A 20,114-nucleotide genomic window follows, 5' to 3' on the forward strand; every position below is an offset into this window, starting at 1 on the left:
CGCTAATCTTCGTTGAAAATAAAAATTTTATAAATAATGTTGTTGTAAACTAATTTGTATTGATGTTAAATAATAAAAGAAAGCGCAATCATTTATGAATTAGGATTTCATCATGCGAAGGGGGAAGGATATGCTGCTGCGAAGAAAAAGCATGGCTTTGATGCTTATGGCGGTGGTTTTGATGGCTGGACTGCTGCAAGGCTGTTCTTTCAAGACCGATGAAAAGGATGGGCCGGGAACAGAACTTGTATTATGGACGTTCAATGAGCTGCATGAGAAGTTTTTTCTGCAAATGGCTGACCAATGGAACCAACAGCACCCTGATGAATTGATTAATTTGAAAGCGAATACATTTCCTTATGACAACCATCACAGCAAGCTGTCGATTGCGCTGCAATCGGGGGTGGGAGCGCCGGATATCGCGGATATCGAGGTGAACAAGATCGGTAATTTCCTCAAAGGGATACCGCAACTGGTCCCGCTCAATCCGGTGATTGACCCCGAGATCAATAACATTGTACCTTCCAGAGTACAGATTTACGGCAAAGACGGTAAATATTACGGCATTGACTTCCACGTTGGGGCCGAAGTGATGTATTACAATAAAGAGATTATGGATCAGGCGGGGGTAAACCCGGATTCCATCGTCACCTGGGCAGACTATGCTGCTGCAGGCAAGCAAGTACTGGCGAAAACAGGCAAGCCAATGGCGACCTTAGAAACGAATGACCTGTGGAGCTATTGGCCGATGATCTCCCAGCAAAATTCAGATTTTTTGGATGACAAGGGCGAGTTGACGTTGGATAACGAAACCAATATTAAAACACTTGAGTTTCTTCAACAGATGGTAAAAGACAAAGTCGCTATTCCCTCACCGGGCGGCGGGCATCACATGGAGGAATACTACGGGTTTATGAACAAAGGTGGGGCTGCTTCGGTATGGATGCCGATGTGGTACATGGGGCGTTTTACGGATTACATGCCTGACCTCAAAGGTAAAATTATCATCAGACCCATGCCGGCGTGGGAAAAAGGCGGCTATCGCTCAGCAGGTATGGGCGGGACCGGAACGGTAGTCACGAACCAATCGAAGCACCAGGATTTGGCGATGCGTTTTCTGGCCTTTGCCAAGCTATCCAAGCAAGGGAATGTGGAGATCTGGAGGCAGCTTGGTTTTGATCCCATCCGTAGTGAAGTGTGGACGATGCCGGAAGCCAAAGCTAAGAATAAATTTACGGAGTATTTCGGAACGAATATTTTTGACACGCTCATCGAAGTCAAAGATGAAATCAATGCGGTGCATATCGGACCGAAAACGCCTGATATCGCCAGTGCTGTGCGCAATAAAATACTTTATCGGACACTGCAGAGTGGCGAAGATCCAGCCACGGTGCTACATGAGCTGGCAGATGAACTGAGATAGACCCCAACAGGAAAGGGAGTGAGATTCATGGCAACGCCCGTTCATACGAACGCTAATGTACCGACAGGTCAGCCGCCACAACCTCAGCGTCCGACCAGAAGCCGATGGAGTCGCTTTATTCATTCCAGCCGTACGGCACCGTATGTGTTTGTCCTTCCATTTTTACTGTCCTTTGCACTATTTTTTGCCTATCCGGTCATCTCGACGGTCATTATGAGCTTCCAGGAAGTCCTGCCAGGGATAACAACTTATGTTGGACTGGAAAATTATAAGGACTTAATCAATCCTACGTTTGGAAAGGCGATATTGAATAGCGTCCTGTACACGCTGCTTACACTGGTCGTGCTGATTCCTCTGCCGCTGGTATTGGCAGTATTGCTGAATTCGCCTAAAATGCCGGGCAGAGGGTTATTTCGCTCCGTGATGTTTATACCTGCACTTACCTCGGTGGTGGTAGCAGGAACGATCTTCCGTCTCATGTTCGGGGAATTGGATGGTTCGCTGATGAACTCCCTGTTGGGGGTATTCGGTCTGGAGCCGTATAAATGGCTGATGAACGCCAACACCGGATTTTTAGCGTTGATCGTGCTGGCATTATGGAGATGGCTGGGTGTGAACATGCTGTACTACATGTCGGGACTCCAGAACATTCCTCCCGAGTTGTATGAAGCTGCGCAGATTGATGGAGCCAGTCGTTTCGATTCATTTTGGCGGATTACGATTCCTATGCTGAAACCAGTAACGATCTATGTATTTACGATTAGCATTTATGCGGGGTTATCCATGTTCACGGAAAGCTACATGTTGTGGAACGGAAATAACTCCCCGAACGATATTGGTTTAACGATTGTTGGCTATCTCTATCGCCAAGGTCTGGAGCAGAACAGTATGGGCTTCGGAGCTGCGGTGGGCATTGTATTGCTCGTATTTACACTCGTGCTGAACCTGATCCAGCTCAAATTTTTCGGCATGTTCCGGAAGGAGGATTAAGCGATGGCTCAGAAACAAAAAGGCTCGTTATCCGCATTGCTCGTTGTCCTGTTCATTCTGTTTGCCGGGTTTGCCCTGTTTCCGCTATTTGCCGTGACGCTTGCCTCGTTCAAGCCATCGACGGAGCTGTTGCGCTACGGCTTGAATCTTAAGCTGGAGTGGGACATCATGTCCTTGAAAAACTATGCGTTCATCTTTCAGGGGACGACGGATTATTTTCAATGGTACTGGAACAGTATTGTTATTACCGTCTTGTTTACGGTGTTATGTCTGATATTGTCGGCGATGGTGGGGTATGGTCTGGAGATGTACCGTTTTAGATTGAAAAATGTGATTTTCACACTAGTGCTGGTCGTGATGATGATCCCGGTAGAAATTATCATGCTGCCGCTCTACAAGCTAATGATCGGCATGAAGCTGATTAATACAGTATGGGGTGTAATTCTACCATTCGTCGTCGCACCGATCCCGATCTTTTTCTTCCGTCAATATTTGAGTGGAGTACCCAAGGATTTTATGGATGCTGCGCGGGTTGACGGCTGTTCAGAATATGGCATTTTCGTACGCATTATGATGCCTCTAATGGCGCCTGCATTTGCGGCAATGGCTATTTTGCAGGCGATGAACAGTTGGAATAACTTCCTGTGGCCGATGATTGTATTGCGGACTAACGACATGCTGACACTGCCAATTGGACTGTCCAGTCTGCTGACGCCATATGGCAACAATTATGATGTGCTGATCGCGGGCTCCGTTTTGGCTATTTTACCGATTTTGGTCGTGTTTCTGTTCTTCCAGCGTTACTTTATTGAAGGAATGACGGCAGGTGGAGTAAAAGGGTAATCGGAGAGGTATTAAATGGAGCGATTGAATACAAGAAATGTGCAACGTCAGAAAAGGTTGATCGGGTATTGTCCCGGTCTGCCTTTTTTTAGATTTGATTGATTTTCATTCTCATTTTCATGCTATCATCTGCACAAGCTATAGGTAAACGTGGTATGATATTTGAAAGATTTCAAATACAGCACTTTGCATAATTCGATTCCTGATTTGAAATTGCTCTTGGGATTTATGCAAAATGCTCAATACAGAAATATTCAGGCGGAGCGTGGAGAACCTATGGAACCAACAGAAACCCAGAAAACTGACCCGGCCACGGCGTCAACCGTTGGCATGGAGGATATTGTACGGGCGCATCATATGCTGCGTGAGGTGATTGTACGTACACCTTTACAGAGGGATGCCGTCCTATCGGCCAAATATAACTGTAATGTGTATCTGAAAAGAGAGGATCTCCAAGTCGTGCGGTCCTTTAAAATCCGTGGAGCTTACAACATGATCCGTAGCTTGACTCCCGAGCAAATGGAAAAAGGCATCGTGTGTGCGAGTGCGGGGAATCATGCGCAAGGTGTGGCTTTTTCATGTAATGCACTTGGTATCCACGGTAAAATATTTATGCCGAGTACAACGCCTAATCAGAAAGTGAAGCAGGTTCGTCGCTTTGGGGGAAACAGTGTAGAGGTCATTTTGACCGGAGATACGTTTGACGATGCTTATGATGAGGCCATGAAGGTGTGTAGCGAGCAGGCAATGACCTTCATCCATCCATTTGATCAGCCTAAAATTATTGCGGGCAATGGTACGATTGCGATGGAAGTGATGGAGAGTCTAGATACACCTATGGATTATGTGTTCGTAACGATTGGCGGCGGCGGTTTGGCGGCAGGCGTAGGTACGTATGTTAAAACCGTGAGTCCATCCACCAAGGTAATTGGTGTGGAACCCCTTGGCGCGGCGTCGATGACGGAAGCGATGCGTTTGCACAAGGTGGTTACACTGGATCAAATAGATAAGTTTGTTGACGGAGCTGCGGTGAAGCGTGTGGGTCAGCTGACATACGATATTTGTAAACATACCTTGGACGATATTGTGAAGGTACCGGAAGGTAAAGCATGTACCGCGATTCTGGAGCTGTATAATGAAAATGCGATTGTAGTGGAGCCTGCGGGTTCACTGCCTGTTGCAGCACTTGATCTATATCGCGAGCAGATTCAAGGCAAAACGGTTGTCTGTATCGTCAGCGGTGGTAACAACGATATAGATCGAATGCAGGAGATTAAGGAACGGTCCCTAATTTACGAAGGACTGAAGCATTATTTTATGGTGAATTTCCCGCAAAGAGCTGGGGCACTGCGTGAGTTTCTACAGGATGTGCTTGGACCGGACGACGATATTACTAGGTTTGAATATACGAAAAAGAATGATAAGGAAAATGGACCAGCTCTGGTCGGCATTGAGCTGTTCCACAAGGAAGACTATCTTCCTTTAATTGAACGAATGAACCGCAAGGGGCTTAAATATACGGAACTGAATAAAAACGAAAATCTATTTAATATGCTAATTTGAGAAGGAGCCTACGGGCTCCTTTTTGGTATCAGGATTTTGCGAAATCTTCGTATGTATAGCGTTATGCGTAGTTTATAAATTTCTTTTTATTTGAAATAAAGCGTTTACAAAACTGAATATGATAGGTTAATATATGGGTAACTTCATAAGTATAAACACTAATGTAATAGGTGTGTCACCTGAATTCCATTATAAGATACTCATTCGGAGGTGCGAAAGAAATGTTGAAAGCATGGAAAAAATCAGTACGGAGTAAATGGACCCGAACGGCGTTTGCTGCCGTAACCTCGGCTGCTTTGTTACTTTCAGTGATGCCATCTGCATCCGCAGAGCACTGGGCGTTAACTGGTGATGTGGCAGTACATGATCCGTCCATTACGAAGGAAGGCAACGCTTGGTATATTTTCTCCACAGGGCAGGGGATACAGGTTCAAAGATCGGACGACGGACGCAATTTTTACAGATTGCCGCAAATATTCCTGTCGCCGCCATCATGGTGGAAATCGTATGTACCTAAGCAAAAGCCTAACGATGTATGGGCACCGGATGCTCAAAAGTATAATGGACGGGTGTGGCTGTACTATTCCATTTCTACTTTTGGTGCCCGGACCTCGGCCATCGGATTGGCTTCCGCAACGAGCATTGGCGCGGGGAGCTGGAGAGATGATGGACTCGTGCTGCGTACGACGGATGCCAACGATTATAATGCGATTGACCCGAATCTCGTCATTGACGCTTCCGGTAACCCGTGGCTTTCCTTTGGTTCATGGAATTCAGGCTTGAAAGTGACTCGACTGGACAAGAATACGATGAAGCCTACGGGCCAGATCTATTCTATCGCCAAGCGTACGGCTGGTGGTTTGGAAGCGCCACATGTTACATACCGCGACGGGTATTATTATCTGTTTGCTTCCATTGATAACTGCTGCAAAGGCGTAGACAGTAATTACAAAATCATTTACGGTCGCTCCACTAGTATCACCGGGCCATATGTGGACAAGAGTGGCAAAAATCTGATGGACGGCGGCGGAACGATACTGGATGCGGGGAATGACCGTTGGAGAGGACCGGGCGGCCAATCTGTCTATAACAACAGTGTGATTGCGCGTCATGCCTATGATGCCACTGATGATGGAAATCCAAAGCTTCTGATTAGTGATTTGAAATGGGATTCGGCAGGCTGGCCTACGTACTAAAGAGAGGATCGTTTGGAGTCACCTGTGTAGTAAAATCATATAGATATATTCAAAAACTGTTCCTCTTATGGGGAACAGTTTTTGGCTTGCAATGTCATAGAAACATGCTATTATGTATCAAGTTGATAATAATTATCATTATCGTTATGAGAGACGTGATGATTTTCAGGTACGGAGGGAGTGACCTCACCAAATGCAGTCTAAAGACAGCATGGACAAACATACAGCTCGGACAGAGAGGGCAGTTCCTGAAGTAGTCATAACAGCACGTCCAGTGCTTCGAGCGGGTAGGATTCGGCAGGCGTTGTTGTTCACAGCTTCGGCTGTATTGTTGGCTTTGGCCATATTCGCCGCCATTTCTCTCGGAGCCAAGGACTTGACCGTAAGCACCGTGTGGTCAGCAGTATTCCACTATGATCGTTCGCTAATGACACATCAGATCATTCACGAGCTGAGATTGCCGCGTGTACTCGGTGCAGCTGTCATTGGAGCTGCGCTGTCGGTGGCCGGCTCTCTGATTCAGGGTATTACACGCAACCCGCTGGGAGATACAGGTGTGCTGGGCATTAACGCAGGAGCGATGTTTGTAGTTGCTGTGAGTTTTGCCTTTTTTCCTGACCTCCCTTATGGGACGTTAATGGTATTGTCGTTCCTGGGGGCGCTGATGAGTACCTTACTGGTATTTGGTCTGGGAGCCTCTGCACCGGGAGGATTGACACCTATGAGACTGACGGTGTCTGGAGCTGTGACGGCTGCCCTGTTAGGTTCCATGACTTCGGGGATTGCGATTTATTTTGATCTAAGTCAGGATTTAGCCTTCTGGTATGCGGGTGGTGTAGCCGGGATTAAATGGTCGCAGCTTGAGATTCTTGCACCGATTTTGCTTATTGTGATCGCCTGGTCTATGGGGCTGGCACGTTCTATTTCGCTGATTTCAATGGGCGATGAAGTGGCGTTAAACCTTGGGTTGAATCTCAGGCGCATCCGGCTTTTGGGTCTGCTGACCGTAGTGGTACTGGCCGGACTCTCTGTCTCGGCTGCTGGAGCCATCGGCTTTGTAGGTTTGGTTATCCCACATATCACTCGCAAGCTAATCGGTGTGGATTATCGCCAGATCGTGCCGCTGTCTGCGTTATTGGGAGCCGTGTTACTGGTGCTGGCAGATTTGGGAGCGAGAATGGCAAATCCGCCAGAGGAGCTAGCTATTGGAATTATGGTGTCTTTTATCGGAGTACCCTTTTTCCTCTTTCTCGCCCGTAAGGAAAGGAGGGATTTATAGTGAGTCGCTCTTTAGGGATTGGGGACACAAGAAGGAAAAAGGCTTGGCTCGTTTGTTTGGTATTGGCGGGAATCAGCTTTGCCGTCCTTGTTTTGGGTTTGAATACCGGAACGATTCGTATTCCACCGCTACGCGTGCTGGATACGTTGTTTGGCGGTGGCAGCGGACGTGATCATATCGTTCTGTTCGAGTATCGTCTGCCTCGTATTGCTGTAACGGTGCTGGCTGGAGCGGGACTAGGCGCAGCCGGGGCGGTCATGCAAGGCTTGTCACGGAACGCACTTGCTGATCCGGGAGTGCTCGGTCTTCATGCAGGAGCTGCGTTGGGGCTGGTGATGTTCGTTAGCTTTTTTCGCGACTTGGACGGATCGGCCGCCGTCCTCATCCCCTTGTTTACCTTTGCAGGAGGTGTCATTGCGGCGGTGCTGATTGTTTTGTTGTCCTATAGCCGTAACAGAGGAATCGTGCCGGTGCGTCTGATTTTGTCCGGTATCGGTGTAGCCTCGGGTCTTAGCGCCATAACGCTGTATTGGTCGTTGCGGCTGGATGAGGATACATACGCATTTACCGCACGTTGGTTGGCTGGCAGCGTTTGGGGCCGGGACTGGATACATGCAGCAGCTTTGCTGCCTTGGATAGTTATTGTATTACCCTACGTTCTGTCGCAAACGCGCAGTCTGAACAACCTGTCGTTGGGCGACGAGACCGCGGCTGGAATCGGTACAAGTGTGAAGCACCAACGCCTATTACTACTGGGCGCAGCCGTGGCTCTATCCAGTGCCAGCGTATCCATGGCCGGAGGCATCGGCTTTATCGGGCTCATTGCGCCTCATCTGGCTCGCCGTCTGGTTGGGCCGATGTACCAGCATTTGCTGCCAGTAGCCTGTTTGGTCGGGGTCGTCATTCTGGTCACCGCAGACACGATTGGGCGTTCAGTGTTTCAGCCGAATGCGATTCCCGCAGGTGTGGTGGTTGCTGTGGTAGGAGCTCCGTATTTTTTATTCCTGTTGTCCCGAACAAAATGACAGAAGAAGCCTTCTATATTGATCAATTATAATGTAGAGTTTCTATAGCATAGGAGAGAATAAACATGAGAAAACACAAATTTGAGGGTTCAGGTTTTAAACGTTCATGGGTAGTCACGGCTCTTGTTGTATGCATGATCATGCTGTCCGCTTGCGGACAAGCAGCCGACAAACAGACTGCCAATACGAAAGCGGCTGGCAGTGCGCAGACAACCATTAGTACGGATTCGCGTATTGCTTCGATGTCTATTCATTTAACGAACAACCTGCTGGCATTGGGCATAACTCCGGCTGGTTCGGTCATTGGCGGAGATGTGAAGGATTTTCTGCCGCATGTGAAAGATCGTCTTCAAAATACCCGTAAGCTAGGTGTTGTCACTGACCCGGATATGGAAGCGGTACTGGAGCTTCAACCTGATCATATTTTTCTCGACAAAAAATATTCGGGAACCGATGTCGCCAAGTTTGAAAAAATTGCGCCGACCGAAGTTTTTGATCTGGATGAAGGCACATGGAAGGATCAATTGAAAAAAATAGCCGTTATGGTCAAACATGAAGCACAGGCAGAAGCATTTCTAAAAGATTATGATACACAGAGGGAACGAGTCAAAAAGCTGATTCATTCAAAAATTGGGGACGGGACGGTTATGGCTGTACGTGTGACGGCGAAAGAGGTTCGTGTTATGGGGATGAAGCGTCCGGTAGGACCGCTGTTGTATCAGGACTTGGGCTTGAAGCCAGCCAAAGGTGTAGAAAAGATCAACAAGGCTTATCAGGTGGTTTCCCAAGAGGTTTTACCGGATTATGATGCCGATGCGATTCTTGTTATCATCAGTAAAGGCGCGGATGCTCAAAAGGTATACAAGCAGCTGGAAGGAAATACAGTATGGCAAGGTCTCAAAGCGGTGAAGCAAGGGCATGTCTACATGTTGGACGGACAGCCTTGGCTGGACTATTCCGCGATGGGACACAAAATGGCTCTGGATAATGCAGAACAACTATTTTCCAAATAAATTCTAAAATATATCAAGCCGTATTCCTCCATGCAGCTTCTTGCAGGCCAGGAATACGGTTTTTTGACGCACACCCCAGCTGTAAGTCGGTTGCCTGATCGAAATGAAAAGGAGCTGCTATGATCCAAAATGAGGCAGCTCCATATAATGAAAATTGCGGGCTATGAACGTTTTTTACGCAGAAAAATCGGTTTGAGTCCAATAAAGCCGATGGCGGCGAGAATTAAATATACCCAAGGTGAGATCCTGAATACTGGCAGTACACTGCGCAGCGCTAGTCCGGCGACAAGAATCACGACAACTAACACAACATACATCAAGATGGATTTAAGATTCATCTGGGGCTTTACAGGGGCGTGGTCTGGATGTTGTGTCTCCTCGCCTTCTTCGGGACGATCCATAAAATTCATCAGGGCTTCAACGAGTAGAATGGCTCCTGCGGCAATGATGATAAGAGTGGATAGGCTGATTTCTTCAAAGGGTTTGAGATTTCCACCTGTAAAGGTGACAAACCATCCGATAATTGCTTGTGTCAAAAAAAACATAGACAAGGCAATCCATGTAATAAGCGCATAATTTTTTGCTTTATTCATTTCTTCCTCCTGCTTTATGAGCGTATCCCGGGCTGATGGAACCGCCATTTCGTAACAAAGACAGTATACGTGAGGAAGCGTCGGATGGCAAAAGACTTTATCTATAGCATGTATATTACCGCTGCATTCTCCTCAAACTGGATAAAGGGTGAGCACATGGAGCAACCTGAATATAAACGTTGAGAGGATGTGGCATCATGAAACTGGAGAACCAGGCAGATTATTTAGTCCAAAAACGACTGGGAAACGCTTCGAATGGGAATAGCAGGGCGGCCTCATCTACAAATGTGAGTCACCGGAGCGTTCAAGGAACATCTCCAACGTACCGTATACTGGACGATATCGAAGTGGCTGAGGATACAGAATTTGCAGGTGAGCTAGGTGCACAGAACTACCGCAGCCTGTGGCATGAGGATGAACATAACGGCGACTCTTGTAAACTGCAGTGGGAAGGACGAACGGAAACCCACCAAATGTTCAGGAACAGCTACGAATAACGAATGTCACTTTGAATGTAGTGGATTCACTCTAATAAGTGTAGTATAGCGTTCTCCGGAATCGCATCGGGGAGCGCTATTTGTTTACTTTTTTAACGATGTGAACTGACAGGTTGACAAGGAAGCAGGGCGATGATAGACTGATTTTACTATAAAGCTTATTAAACTTATCGGAATTAAAGTGAATGAATATCCTGGATGGATATTCCACGTTACTATATGAGTTCGAATTCATAAATGTGTAGTGTAGCTTGAAACAGGGGGAATCAGGATGGAACGGCAAATTGGAATTCGTTTTGAACATGAAGAGCTGGCCGCAACAATTCATTATCCAAACCGTACAAATGAGGGAGAGCGTCAGAGACGAGTTCCCCTCGTTGTTATATGTCACGGTTTTGTAGGCAATCGTATCGGCGTAGATCGATTATTCGTCAAGACTGCGCGTGAACTGGCCGAAGGGGGATATTTTGTCCTGCGCTTTGATTTTGCCGGTTGTGGGGAAAGCACAGGTGAATACGGCAAGCAGGGGCTAGAGTCAATGATTAATCAAACACGTACCGTATTGGATTACGCCGTCAATTGTGCGGACATTGACCCGACCAAGGTGACGCTGATCGGTCACAGTCTGGGGGGCGCGGTTGCCCTTCTCACAGCCGTACGGGACAAGAGAGTACAAAATCTCGTTCTTTGGTCAGCAGTGGGCTATCCGTTCAACGACATCGTTAAAATTACGGAGCGAAGCGTGTATGATGAGTCTGTTAAAACCGGTCATGCCGATTATTTGGGCTATAAGTTTACGCCTGCTTATTTTGAGTCGTTAGCTCAATTTCAGCCGTTCCAGGAGGCCGTTAAATTTAACGGGGATGTGCTCGTTGTGCATGGCACCTCGGATGATATTATTCCTGTGGATTATGCATTTCTGTTTCAAAAGATATTCTGGATGCGTCCAGAGGGACGCTGTGATAAAGAGATTATTTTCCAGGGAGATCACACTTTCTCTTCAGGGAAAGAGCGGCAACGGCTCATTGATCGGACGCTTGAATGGCTGGATGAACAGGAAAATATTCAACGTGATTGGCAGCACTGGATGATCTGATTTCAGTGTGTAACGGATTGTATTGGAAATTGAGCCTCCGCCGGAGTAAAATGGAAGAGTAACACTATACTGGCGTGTGGAGGTTGGCAGCGATGACATTACCCTCAATTTTTGTTGCGCATGGTTCACCGACACTGGCTGTAGAAAATAACGCATATACCAGCTTTCTTGCAAAGCTGGGCGCGAGCCTGCCCCGACCCAAAGGAATTGTCATTTTTTCCGCGCATTGGGATAGCCCCGATCAATGTATTGGCGCGGATGATCAGCATGCAGCGTTGCACGATTTCTATGGCTTTCCTGAAGAAATGTACTCAATCGATTACCCTGCACCAGGCGATCCAAAGCTGTATGAGGAGATAGAGCATCTGTTCAGTCAGCATAACTTGTTCCACCAGCCGGTTCGGAACCGGGGACTGGATCATGGAGCATGGGTGGTTTTGCGGCATATATATCCTGATGCGGACATACCGGTCGTACCGTTATCTATTGATTCTCGGCGCGCTCCCCAGGAGCAATACGAGATTGGACGGATGCTGGCGCCGCTGCGAGAACAAGGGATTTTGATTATCGGTAGCGGCGGATTGGTCCACAACTTGCGGACACTCAAGCAGACGAGTGAGCCAGCCGATTGGGCCGTTCAATATGATGACTGGATTGCACAGCAGCTTCAAGACTGGAATTTACGTCACTTATTCCAATATGACAAGAAGGCTCCATATGCCAAACAGGCGGTACCTTCTTATGGAATAGAGCATTTTTCACCTTTGTTTTATGCGATGGGGGCTGCGGATCATGAGCGCTCCGCGCATAAGCTTTTTCAGTCGTATGTCCTTGGCTCGCTGAGTCTCAATTGTTGGGCATTTGGTCAAGAAAGTGATACGTAAATGTAAAAAAAGAACTTCCGAATCCACATGCTGTGTGGGAATGGAAGTTCTTTTGTGTATTTTCGTCTTCGATTAATTAGAAGGCACGTTCTTTTTTAGCCAGGTGGATACCTGCGTAGTACGCTGATCTCCATTTTGATCCAACAGTGTCATAAATGCTTTCAGCTTTTGAATGTAGGTACTCTTCAAATCCATATTACGTTGAACGACCCATTGATACCCTTTTTTGGCATTCGGGTGAATCTTCTCGGTATCATAATCGAATAATGGCGTATTGTTCGTGCCATAGAAAGTATAGAAGAAGTACAGATCGTGCAATTTTTTTATAGCTTGTGTACGATTGGAATGTGGATATTGGTGTAAAAACAATTCCTGTGCCAGCACTCGTCCGGCTAACTGTTGATAGCCGATACGGAGTGCGGCATCCTTGGTAGCCGCCTGTCCGGACTCCATCGCCATGATGTCAATATAGCTGCGGATATCTGCCGTGGTGTGCTTCCCGAATACTTTATATTTTTCATAGTTGATGATTGGGTAATACATGCCTTCTGCGGTTTCAAGTTTGTAGCCGGCATCTCTTGTTTGAGTTAGCAGCTTTTTCAGGTTCGCATCGCTTACACGGCTGATTACATTTGTGAACGAATCACCGGGTTTATAGATTTGATTTATTTTGGTTTGAACAGAGGTCGGGTATAGGGTCTGCGCATAGGAATCCAATTGCTGGTTCTGCGCATTTTCCAGATGAAGCACCATGAGGGTAGCTTGAGAAGCTGGAATGGATTGAATATGCTTTTGCAAATAAGTGAATGCCTGTGGTAGCTTGCCGGGTTGACGTAGTAGCTGCTCGAAGGTCTGGGAGATATGTTGTACACTTTCTGCCTGAGATGTCGTAGTAGACGTCGCCGCTTTGGCTGATGCCGTATATCCCAATCCCATAGTCTGTACTGTGAAAGTTACTGCTGCGAGCATGAGATAGGCTTTGGTGATTTTTTTCATGATATAACCCTCCATTACGTTCTTTGATGTAACTGTAGTGTATAGGGTAAATGTATCGTGAGCATTCCATGTTGTATCCAACTTGTAAACGTTTGGGGAGGATAATGAATCCGATAAAAGAGTTCGAGTTAGGAGGAGGCAAAATCCTCCTTGTGAGCATAACAGCGCAAAAAAATAACCATTATCCCGGAGGATAACGGTTATTTGGGGGATGTTTAAGCTATTTTTCGACTAGGGTCCGATTGAAAGGTATCTTTATTTTTACCAAACAGTCCACGCAGGAAGGGCAGTACCCAACGGTCAAAGCCAATTCTTCCGGCATTTGCGCCAGCAACTACGAGGAAGATTTCAAACAGCAGGTAGATTGCATTGGTGCTTACTGTACCCGAGAACAAGAACGAGAAATTCATAACCATGGCCATCAAAGCAGCCAGTGTAGTCAATGTACCGAGAAGTAGGCCAACCCCGACCAAGAACTCACCCAATGGGATCAGGACGTTGAACAAACCTACATTCGGCAGGGCAAAGGCTTCGAGGAACGATCCCCACCAGCCTTGTACAGCGGGATGGTCTCCACCTGTTTTAGCAATAGCCCCCGAGATAAATCCACCTGCATCAAATCCACCTGTCAGCTTTTCGAGTCCGTGGGTCATCCATTCATACCCTAGATAAACCCGTACTACAGTCAGCAACCACATTGCGACTTTGTTTTCACGTAACCAGCTGTTAAACATTCAAACCACTCCTCTTTCTTAATCTATAATGTTGGTTGTATTTCATTTTGTTGGGATGATCATCTTTGCTACACCTTTATTGTAGTAGGTTCAGTTACAGTTATTTGTGATAAAAATCACAAAGTCTGAATATTTTTAAAATTTTAATGTCTTCAGATAAGTATTCTATAGAGAGGTCACGCTTCAATCAAGACAAAAACAGGAAATAAAGCTTATAATGAGAAAAATAACTAAGTGGAGGGATGAACTTGTCCGGGCCCATTTCCCAACGAAATCATTGGTTGCGTGTGATGGCCTCAGCTCTGTTATGCATGACGCTGATGTCTTGTTCTGCTATGTCCAATACGGGAGATACTGAACCCGTTCCCCAGCCGACCAAGCAAGAAACAGAGAAGGAGGCGCTTGAACCGCCGAAGGAGCAGTCTACTTCGGCATTTACAGCTCCGCTTACCGGTCTTCCGGTGGAGCAGCCAGTTTTGGAGCGACCGCTCGCTGTCATGATTAACAATGCTCCAGCAGCACGTCCGCAGGCAGGACTTAGTCAGGCAGACATGGTATATGAAATTCTTGCAGAAGGCGGAATTACCCGTCTGGTCGCTTTTTTCCAAAGTCATGGTGGAGATGTAAAGATTGGTCCGGTTCGTAGCATTCGTCCGTATTTGATTGAGCTGGGCGAAACCTATGGTGCGTTGCCGATACACGCAGGGGGAAGCACAGATGCCTATGAGATTTTACAGCAGCAGCGGAAGGAACATTTAGATGAAATTTCAAATGGAGGGGCATACTTCTGGCGAAGTAAAGATCGTCGTCCTCCGCATAATCTATACACAGACGTGAACAGACTGCGCAAAGGAAGCGATAGTAAAGGGTATGCTATGCATACGGACGTTCCAGTATATTCTTACCTTAAATCCGGTGAAATTCCAGTTATGGTTGACGAGACTGCAACATCTTTACAAATCCGGTTTTTGCTTAAAAGCTACCGGGTATCTTACACCTATGATCCAGCGGATCAACAATATAAGCGTTTTGTGAACGAAAAGTCACATGTGGATCAAAATAATAACCAACAGCTCTCAGCAGCCAATGTCATTGTGATGAGCACCAGGCATCGAACGTTGGATGATGTAGGCAGATTAAGTGTTGAACTGGACGGTAGCGGAGAGGCTCTGGTGTTTCAACAAGGACAGTTAATACAGGCTGAGTGGCAACATACGCCGGGTGATGCGATTCGTTTTATGAAGAATGGGGTTGAAATTCCGTTAACGCCAGGTACATCCTATATACATGTGGTGCCTGCAGATACACCACTAAAGGAGCATGTAACCATAGAAGCGAATTAGAAAACGAATTACACCTTTTTAGGAAAAAATTGTCGGATAATGACCTTATATGTCGGGCACTGTATACGTATATCATGAAATTTGCTTTTACAAACATTACAAAAACATTGATGAGTGTGATAAGATAGCAAAGGTTGTCTATTGCAGTCGAAACAGGTTGCGGATATTTTCGTAAAGGGGTAATCGTTATGAGATTGAAGAAAAAGGATATATTCTTCGAGACGTTGGAAAATATGGCAGATACGATCGTGCAAGCAGCCGATTATTTTGCCCAACATACTTCAAATCTTCAAGATGTGACTTTGTTTACAAATGAAATGAAGAAGTATGAAAATAAGTGTGATGATTACACACACACGATTATTACTGAGCTGAACAAGACCTTCATTACGCCGTTGGAACGCGACGACATCATGGAACTGACAACAACCATGGATGATGTGTTGGACGGTCTTGAAGCGACGGCTTCCCGTTTTTATATGTACAACATTACGGAGCCGGACGAGTATATTGTGCAGTTCGCTGATATTTTGCGTCAATCAGCTTATGAAATTCAGAAAGCTGTACATTTGCTTTCACAGAAAAAATTGCTGGCCATTCGTGAATATACTATTCGCCTGAATGATTTGGAAAATCAGGGGGATGAATTATTGCGTATTTGCATCAAAAACCTGTTTGCAACTGTAACTGACCCTATTGAACTGATTAAACGCAAAGAATTGTACGAACGCCTTGAAACGACAACGGATTCATGCGAGGATGTTGCAAATATGCTGGAATCCATCATTATGCGTAACTCGTAAGGGAGTCCTTTTACATGGATACAAGTTTACTGGTATTGGGTATTGTTATTTTTCTTGCTCTGGCATTTGATTTTATTAATGGTTTTCATGATACGGCGAACGCGATTGCAACTTCGGTATCGACCCGTGCATTGACCCCGCGACGTGCGATTATTATGGCTGCGGTCATGAACTTTCTCGGGGCAATATTGTTTACAGGGGTTGCGAAGACCATTGGTGGAAGTGTTGCTGATCCAACCAAGCTTACGAATGGAATTGATATCGTCATTGCGACGCTGATCGCTGCGATTATCTGGAACCTCTTAACCTGGTGGTTCGGTATTCCTTCATCCTCTTCTCATGCATTGATTGGTGCATTGGCTGGAGCGGTGTATGTAGGTGCGGGATCGGATAAATTAAACTGGAGCGGCTTCATCGGGATTGTCGAAGGACTTATTTTCTCCCCGTTGATTGCTTTTGTTGCCGGTTACATCGTGATGATGATTTTAAAATACATCTTCGCTCATCGTAGTCCGCATACGGTGAACAAAGGATTCCGCACAATGCAGGTCATTACAGCAGCGCTTCAGTCGTTCACGCATGGTACGAATGATGCTCAAAAGGCGATGGGGATTATTACATTCGCACTCGTTTCGGCCGGGTATCAGGACCATTTGGAAGTACCCATGTGGGTAAAAATTTCAGCCGCAACAGCCATGGCGCTGGGTACGTCTATCGGGGGCTGGAAAATCATCAAGACGATGGGAACCAAGATTTTTAAAATCGAGCCAATTAACGGATTCGCAGCCGACATTTCGGGAGCCTCTGTTATTTTCACAGCTACATTGCTTCATTTGCCCGTAAGTACCACTCATGCCATTACTTCGGCTATTTTGGGTGTGGGTTCTGCGAAGCGTTTTTCCGCTGTGCGTTGGTCGCTGGCCGGTCGCATTATTATTACTTGGGTGATAACGATACCTATTTCTGCATTGTTATCTGGATTGATTTTCAAAATTCTTTTCTAGTTCATTATTATTTCTTGAAAAATAGGTACACACTATAGAATACACAATAAGCTTCCGTCCGCTTTTTGCGGCAGGGGCTTATTGGCATTCTGGGGCAAAACGGCTTCTTCAAAGTTCACACCTCCAGATAGTTCCATGAAACATTTTTCAAAAATAGCTGACATCAAAGTAGTCAATTTTTAATAACTCCTGTAAAATAAACAGAAAACTTTGAACCGTTCAACTGACTGGAGGAAATTATGCAAAAATCTAGAAAACTAATAGCACTCATGATTTGTTTGTTTTTTGTGGTTGCCCTGTCCGGTAATTTCGGTGTAGTGGCACATGCAGAAAATAAAACAAAGTATGATATCGGCACGGATACAACGTTCGCGCCTTTTGAGTTTGAAGATGTCAATGGTAAATTCGTCGGAATCGACATGGATTTGCTGGCAGCTATTGCCAAGGATCAGAATTTTGAATATACCATTAAGCCTCTTGGCTTTAACGCGGCAGTGCAGGCCCTTGAAACGAATCAAGTGGATGGTGTCATTGCCGGGATGAGTATTACCGATGAACGTAAGCGGAAATTTGATTTTTCCGAGCCTTATTTTGATTCAGGCGTCGTCATGGCGGTCCGCAAGGATAATGATACGGTTAAACGCTATGAGGACTTGAAAGGACAGCGTGTCGCTGTCAAAACAGGAACGGAAGGTTACACATTCGCAGAATCGATTAAGGCCAAATACGGCTTTACTACAGTACCGTTCGATGATTCTTCTCAAATGTATGATGAAGTCAAAACAGGTAATTCGGTTGCCTGCTTTGATGACTATCCGGTACTGGCATACGGTGTAAACCAAAATAACGGCCTTAAGCTGGTAACAGATAAGGAAAAAGGTGCTTCTTACGGGTTTGCTGTTAACCAAGGCAAGAACCAGGAGTTGCTGGAGAAATTTAATGCAGGGCTTGTTAATCTGCGTAATAGCGGGGAATACGATAAGATTTTGGCTAAATACCTTGGCGAATCGGGCAAAGGTGTGGCGCCTGTTGAGACCAGCCGCTGGGGACTGATTTCCGCTTCGCTGCCTTCGCTGATTAAAGGCATGGGAAATACGTTGCTGTACACACTTGTATCTTTACTCGTAGCCTTTATTCTAGGGTTGGTGTTTGGCTTTATGAAAGTAAGCCATAACAAGGTGTTCCGTGGTATTGCAACTGTTTTCGTCGATATATTCCGCGGTATTCCGCTGATCGTGCTTGCTTTCTTTATTTACTTTGGTATTCCACAGGCACTGGATTTCAAAATGCCGCTTTTTGTTGCAGCTGTATTGACGCTATCCCTGAATGCGGGTGCGTATGTAACTGAGATTATCCGTGGCGGTATTCAGTCCATTGATCCGGGACAAATGGAAGCAGCTCGTTCGCTTGGTCTACCCTATCGGACGGCTATGCTTAAAATCATTTTGCCACAAGCTGTGAAAATCATGATCCCGTCGTTTATCAATCAGTTGGTTATTACGTTGAAGGATACGTCCATTTTGTCTGTTATCGGTCTGGTCGAATTGACCCAATCGGGTAAGATCATTATTGCGCGGACATTCCAATCCTTTGATATTTGGCTGGTAGTTGCGGTGATGTATCTTATCGTCATTACAGTCCTGACCAAAATTTCCAACCGTCTTGAAGGGAGAGTTCGCCGTGGGTAAAATTATCGTTAAAGATCTTAAAAAAAGCTATGGTAGTAATCAAGTGCTAAAGGGCATCGACATGCAAGTACGTGAAGGCGAAGTTGTGTGTGTCATTGGCCCCTCTGGTTCGGGGAAAAGTACGTTTTTGCGTTGTATGAACATGCTTGAAGAAATTACCGCAGGTGAGGTAATTGTCGATGACTACAACTTGAGTGACAAAAACGTGGACATTAACAAAGTTCGTGAAAATATAGGTATGGTATTTCAGCACTTCAATCTGTTTCCGCATATGACCGTGCTTAAGAACATTATGTTCGCGCCGACTGAACTGGGGAAACAGTCCAAGGCAGAGGCCCGGGAAACGGCCATGAAGCTGCTGGATCGTGTGGGGTTGGCCGATAAGGCAGATGCACTGCCAGGACAGCTTTCCGGCGGTCAGAAGCAGCGTGTGGCGATTGCACGTGCGCTAGCCATGAACCCAGACATTATGCTGTTCGACGAGCCGACCTCGGCGCTCGATCCTGAAATGGTGGGCGAAGTGCTTGGCGTAATGAATGATCTGGCGCGTGAAGGCATGACGATGATGATCGTAACGCATGAGATGGGGTTTGCACGCGAAGTAAGCGATCGTGTTGTGTTTATGGACGGTGGTTACATCGTAGAAGAAGGAACGCCACAAGAGGTATTTGGTAATCCGAAAAACGAGCGGACCATTAGTTTCTTGGAAAAGGTATTGTAAGTGGGCAAGGTTTGCTGCAGGTGAGGACGTAGTGTGAGACCGCTCCGCGTTCCATTTGATCTTTCGATCGCTGTTGCCCCTGAATTTTTGGATTGTATAAGACCTTATAAGGTGAAAATTCAGGGGCAAAGGCGAACGCTGCCGCTTCTACAGATTCAAATGGACCGCTACGCTACGACTCGCTGATCCCTCCTTTCTTCGCAAAAGCCTGCCCCACTTTTTAATGAGTGGGTATAGGCAGAGGGAATTGGCGCAGCGCTTTGCTTGCTGCGCCAAGGGAGATATAGCGAGCGACTTCCAATGAACAAGATATAGATCGAAATGGTTTAGTTCGTCTATATCTTGCACTTCGGAGCGACTGAAATCGAATTTTGCAAAATCCTGAAGTGGAAGGCTTGCTTTGAAGATAAGAACTGCTCTGCA

At 46.2% G+C, this 20,114-nt stretch carries 20 protein-coding genes; 16 read left to right on the forward strand and 4 right to left on the reverse strand.

Annotation, left to right across the window (positions count from 1 at the left end; all coding sequences use genetic code 11):
* The first annotated feature begins 130 nt into the window (after positions 1 to 130).
* From NSQ68_RS04150 to NSQ68_RS04185, 8 genes are all read left to right on the forward strand, one after another.
* Entirely contained in the window at positions 131 to 1,423 is a 1,293-nt protein-coding gene (locus NSQ68_RS04150; RefSeq protein WP_342428055.1) for an ABC transporter substrate-binding protein, read from the forward strand.
* A gap of 27 nt (positions 1,424 to 1,450) precedes the next feature.
* Positions 1,451 to 2,413, forward strand: coding sequence for a sugar ABC transporter permease (locus tag NSQ68_RS04155; protein ID WP_023987071.1), 963 nt, complete (start codon positions 1,451 to 1,453; stop codon positions 2,411 to 2,413).
* Between the two features lie 3 nt (positions 2,414 to 2,416).
* Positions 2,417 to 3,256, forward strand: a complete 840-nt coding sequence (locus NSQ68_RS04160; RefSeq protein WP_029517136.1) for a carbohydrate ABC transporter permease — start codon at positions 2,417 to 2,419, stop codon at positions 3,254 to 3,256.
* Between the two features lie 276 nt (positions 3,257 to 3,532).
* Positions 3,533 to 4,819 (forward strand): threonine ammonia-lyase IlvA, encoded by a 1,287-nt coding sequence (ilvA, locus tag NSQ68_RS04165; protein WP_307354054.1) that lies wholly within the window; start codon positions 3,533 to 3,535, stop codon positions 4,817 to 4,819.
* A 221-nt stretch (positions 4,820 to 5,040) separates the two neighbouring features.
* Positions 5,041 to 6,015, forward strand: coding sequence for a glycoside hydrolase family 43 protein (locus tag NSQ68_RS04170; protein ID WP_342428056.1), 975 nt, complete (start codon positions 5,041 to 5,043; stop codon positions 6,013 to 6,015).
* Positions 6,016 to 6,208: 193 nt separating this feature from the next.
* Positions 6,209 to 7,294, forward strand: coding sequence for an iron ABC transporter permease (locus tag NSQ68_RS04175; protein WP_342428057.1), 1,086 nt, complete (start codon positions 6,209 to 6,211; stop codon positions 7,292 to 7,294).
* A complete protein-coding gene (locus NSQ68_RS04180) occupies positions 7,294 to 8,319 on the forward strand; it encodes an iron ABC transporter permease (RefSeq protein ID WP_342428058.1) in 1,026 nt (341 codons plus the stop codon). The genes NSQ68_RS04175 and NSQ68_RS04180 overlap by 1 nt, the downstream gene beginning before the upstream one ends.
* Positions 8,320 to 8,384: 65 nt before the next feature.
* The gene (locus NSQ68_RS04185; RefSeq protein WP_342428059.1) at positions 8,385 to 9,332 is read left to right on the forward strand and encodes an ABC transporter substrate-binding protein; all 948 of its coding nucleotides are present in this window, start codon (positions 8,385 to 8,387) and stop codon (positions 9,330 to 9,332) included.
* Between the two features lie 161 nt (positions 9,333 to 9,493).
* On the opposite strand, the gene NSQ68_RS04190 is transcribed toward NSQ68_RS04185, so the two are convergent.
* A complete protein-coding gene (locus NSQ68_RS04190) occupies positions 9,494 to 9,925 on the reverse strand; it encodes a hypothetical protein (protein ID WP_342428060.1) in 432 nt (143 codons plus the stop codon).
* A gap of 197 nt (positions 9,926 to 10,122) precedes the next feature.
* Here NSQ68_RS04190 and NSQ68_RS04195 point away from each other — a divergent pair, with 197 nt between their 5' ends.
* From NSQ68_RS04195 to NSQ68_RS04205, 3 genes are all read left to right on the forward strand, one after another.
* Positions 10,123 to 10,422: a hypothetical protein gene (locus NSQ68_RS04195; RefSeq protein ID WP_342428061.1), complete on the forward strand. Its 300-nt coding sequence runs from the start codon at positions 10,123 to 10,125 to the stop codon at positions 10,420 to 10,422.
* A gap of 271 nt (positions 10,423 to 10,693) precedes the next feature.
* Positions 10,694 to 11,518, forward strand: a complete 825-nt coding sequence (locus tag NSQ68_RS04200; protein ID WP_023987080.1) for an alpha/beta fold hydrolase — start codon at positions 10,694 to 10,696, stop codon at positions 11,516 to 11,518.
* Between the two features lie 92 nt (positions 11,519 to 11,610).
* A complete protein-coding gene (locus NSQ68_RS04205; RefSeq protein ID WP_023987081.1) occupies positions 11,611 to 12,402 on the forward strand; it encodes a class III extradiol ring-cleavage dioxygenase in 792 nt (263 codons plus the stop codon).
* A 72-nt stretch (positions 12,403 to 12,474) separates the two neighbouring features.
* On the opposite strand, the gene NSQ68_RS04210 is transcribed toward NSQ68_RS04205, so the two are convergent.
* Together NSQ68_RS04210 and NSQ68_RS04215 are read right to left on the reverse strand one after the other, a co-directional pair.
* Complete coding sequence (locus tag NSQ68_RS04210; protein WP_342428062.1) at positions 12,475 to 13,398, reverse strand: hypothetical protein; 924 nt, start codon at positions 13,396 to 13,398, stop codon at positions 12,475 to 12,477.
* A gap of 215 nt (positions 13,399 to 13,613) precedes the next feature.
* Positions 13,614 to 14,132: a DoxX family membrane protein gene (locus NSQ68_RS04215; protein ID WP_342428063.1), complete on the reverse strand. Its 519-nt coding sequence runs from the start codon at positions 14,130 to 14,132 to the stop codon at positions 13,614 to 13,616.
* A gap of 248 nt (positions 14,133 to 14,380) precedes the next feature.
* Between NSQ68_RS04215 and NSQ68_RS04220 the strand changes: the two genes are divergently transcribed.
* From NSQ68_RS04220 to NSQ68_RS04230, 3 genes are all read left to right on the forward strand, one after another.
* Positions 14,381 to 15,475, forward strand: a complete 1,095-nt coding sequence (locus NSQ68_RS04220) for a DUF3048 domain-containing protein (RefSeq protein WP_342428064.1) — start codon at positions 14,381 to 14,383, stop codon at positions 15,473 to 15,475.
* 188 nt (positions 15,476 to 15,663) lie between these two features.
* Entirely contained in the window at positions 15,664 to 16,278 is a 615-nt protein-coding gene (locus tag NSQ68_RS04225; RefSeq protein ID WP_007428879.1) for a DUF47 family protein, read from the forward strand.
* Positions 16,279 to 16,292: 14 nt separating this feature from the next.
* Entirely contained in the window at positions 16,293 to 17,282 is a 990-nt protein-coding gene (locus NSQ68_RS04230) for an inorganic phosphate transporter (protein WP_342428065.1), read from the forward strand.
* Positions 17,283 to 17,314: 32 nt separating this feature from the next.
* Here NSQ68_RS04230 and NSQ68_RS04235 read toward each other — a convergent pair whose 3' ends face one another.
* Positions 17,315 to 17,458: a hypothetical protein gene (locus NSQ68_RS04235; protein WP_341162233.1), complete on the reverse strand. Its 144-nt coding sequence runs from the start codon at positions 17,456 to 17,458 to the stop codon at positions 17,315 to 17,317.
* Positions 17,459 to 17,521: 63 nt separating this feature from the next.
* Between NSQ68_RS04235 and NSQ68_RS04240 the strand changes: the two genes are divergently transcribed.
* Both NSQ68_RS04240 and NSQ68_RS04245 read left to right on the forward strand, forming a co-directional pair.
* Positions 17,522 to 18,970, forward strand: a complete 1,449-nt coding sequence (locus tag NSQ68_RS04240) for an amino acid ABC transporter substrate-binding protein/permease (protein WP_341162232.1) — start codon at positions 17,522 to 17,524, stop codon at positions 18,968 to 18,970.
* The gene (locus NSQ68_RS04245; protein ID WP_039272400.1) at positions 18,963 to 19,691 is read left to right on the forward strand and encodes an amino acid ABC transporter ATP-binding protein; all 729 of its coding nucleotides are present in this window, start codon (positions 18,963 to 18,965) and stop codon (positions 19,689 to 19,691) included. The genes NSQ68_RS04240 and NSQ68_RS04245 overlap by 8 nt, the downstream gene beginning before the upstream one ends.
* The last annotated feature ends 423 nt before the right edge of the window (positions 19,692 to 20,114 follow it).

It is taken from the genome of Paenibacillus sp. FSL L8-0158, from assembly GCF_038592965.1.
GTDB classification, from domain to species: Bacteria; Bacillota; Bacilli; order Paenibacillales; family Paenibacillaceae; genus Paenibacillus; species Paenibacillus polymyxa_D.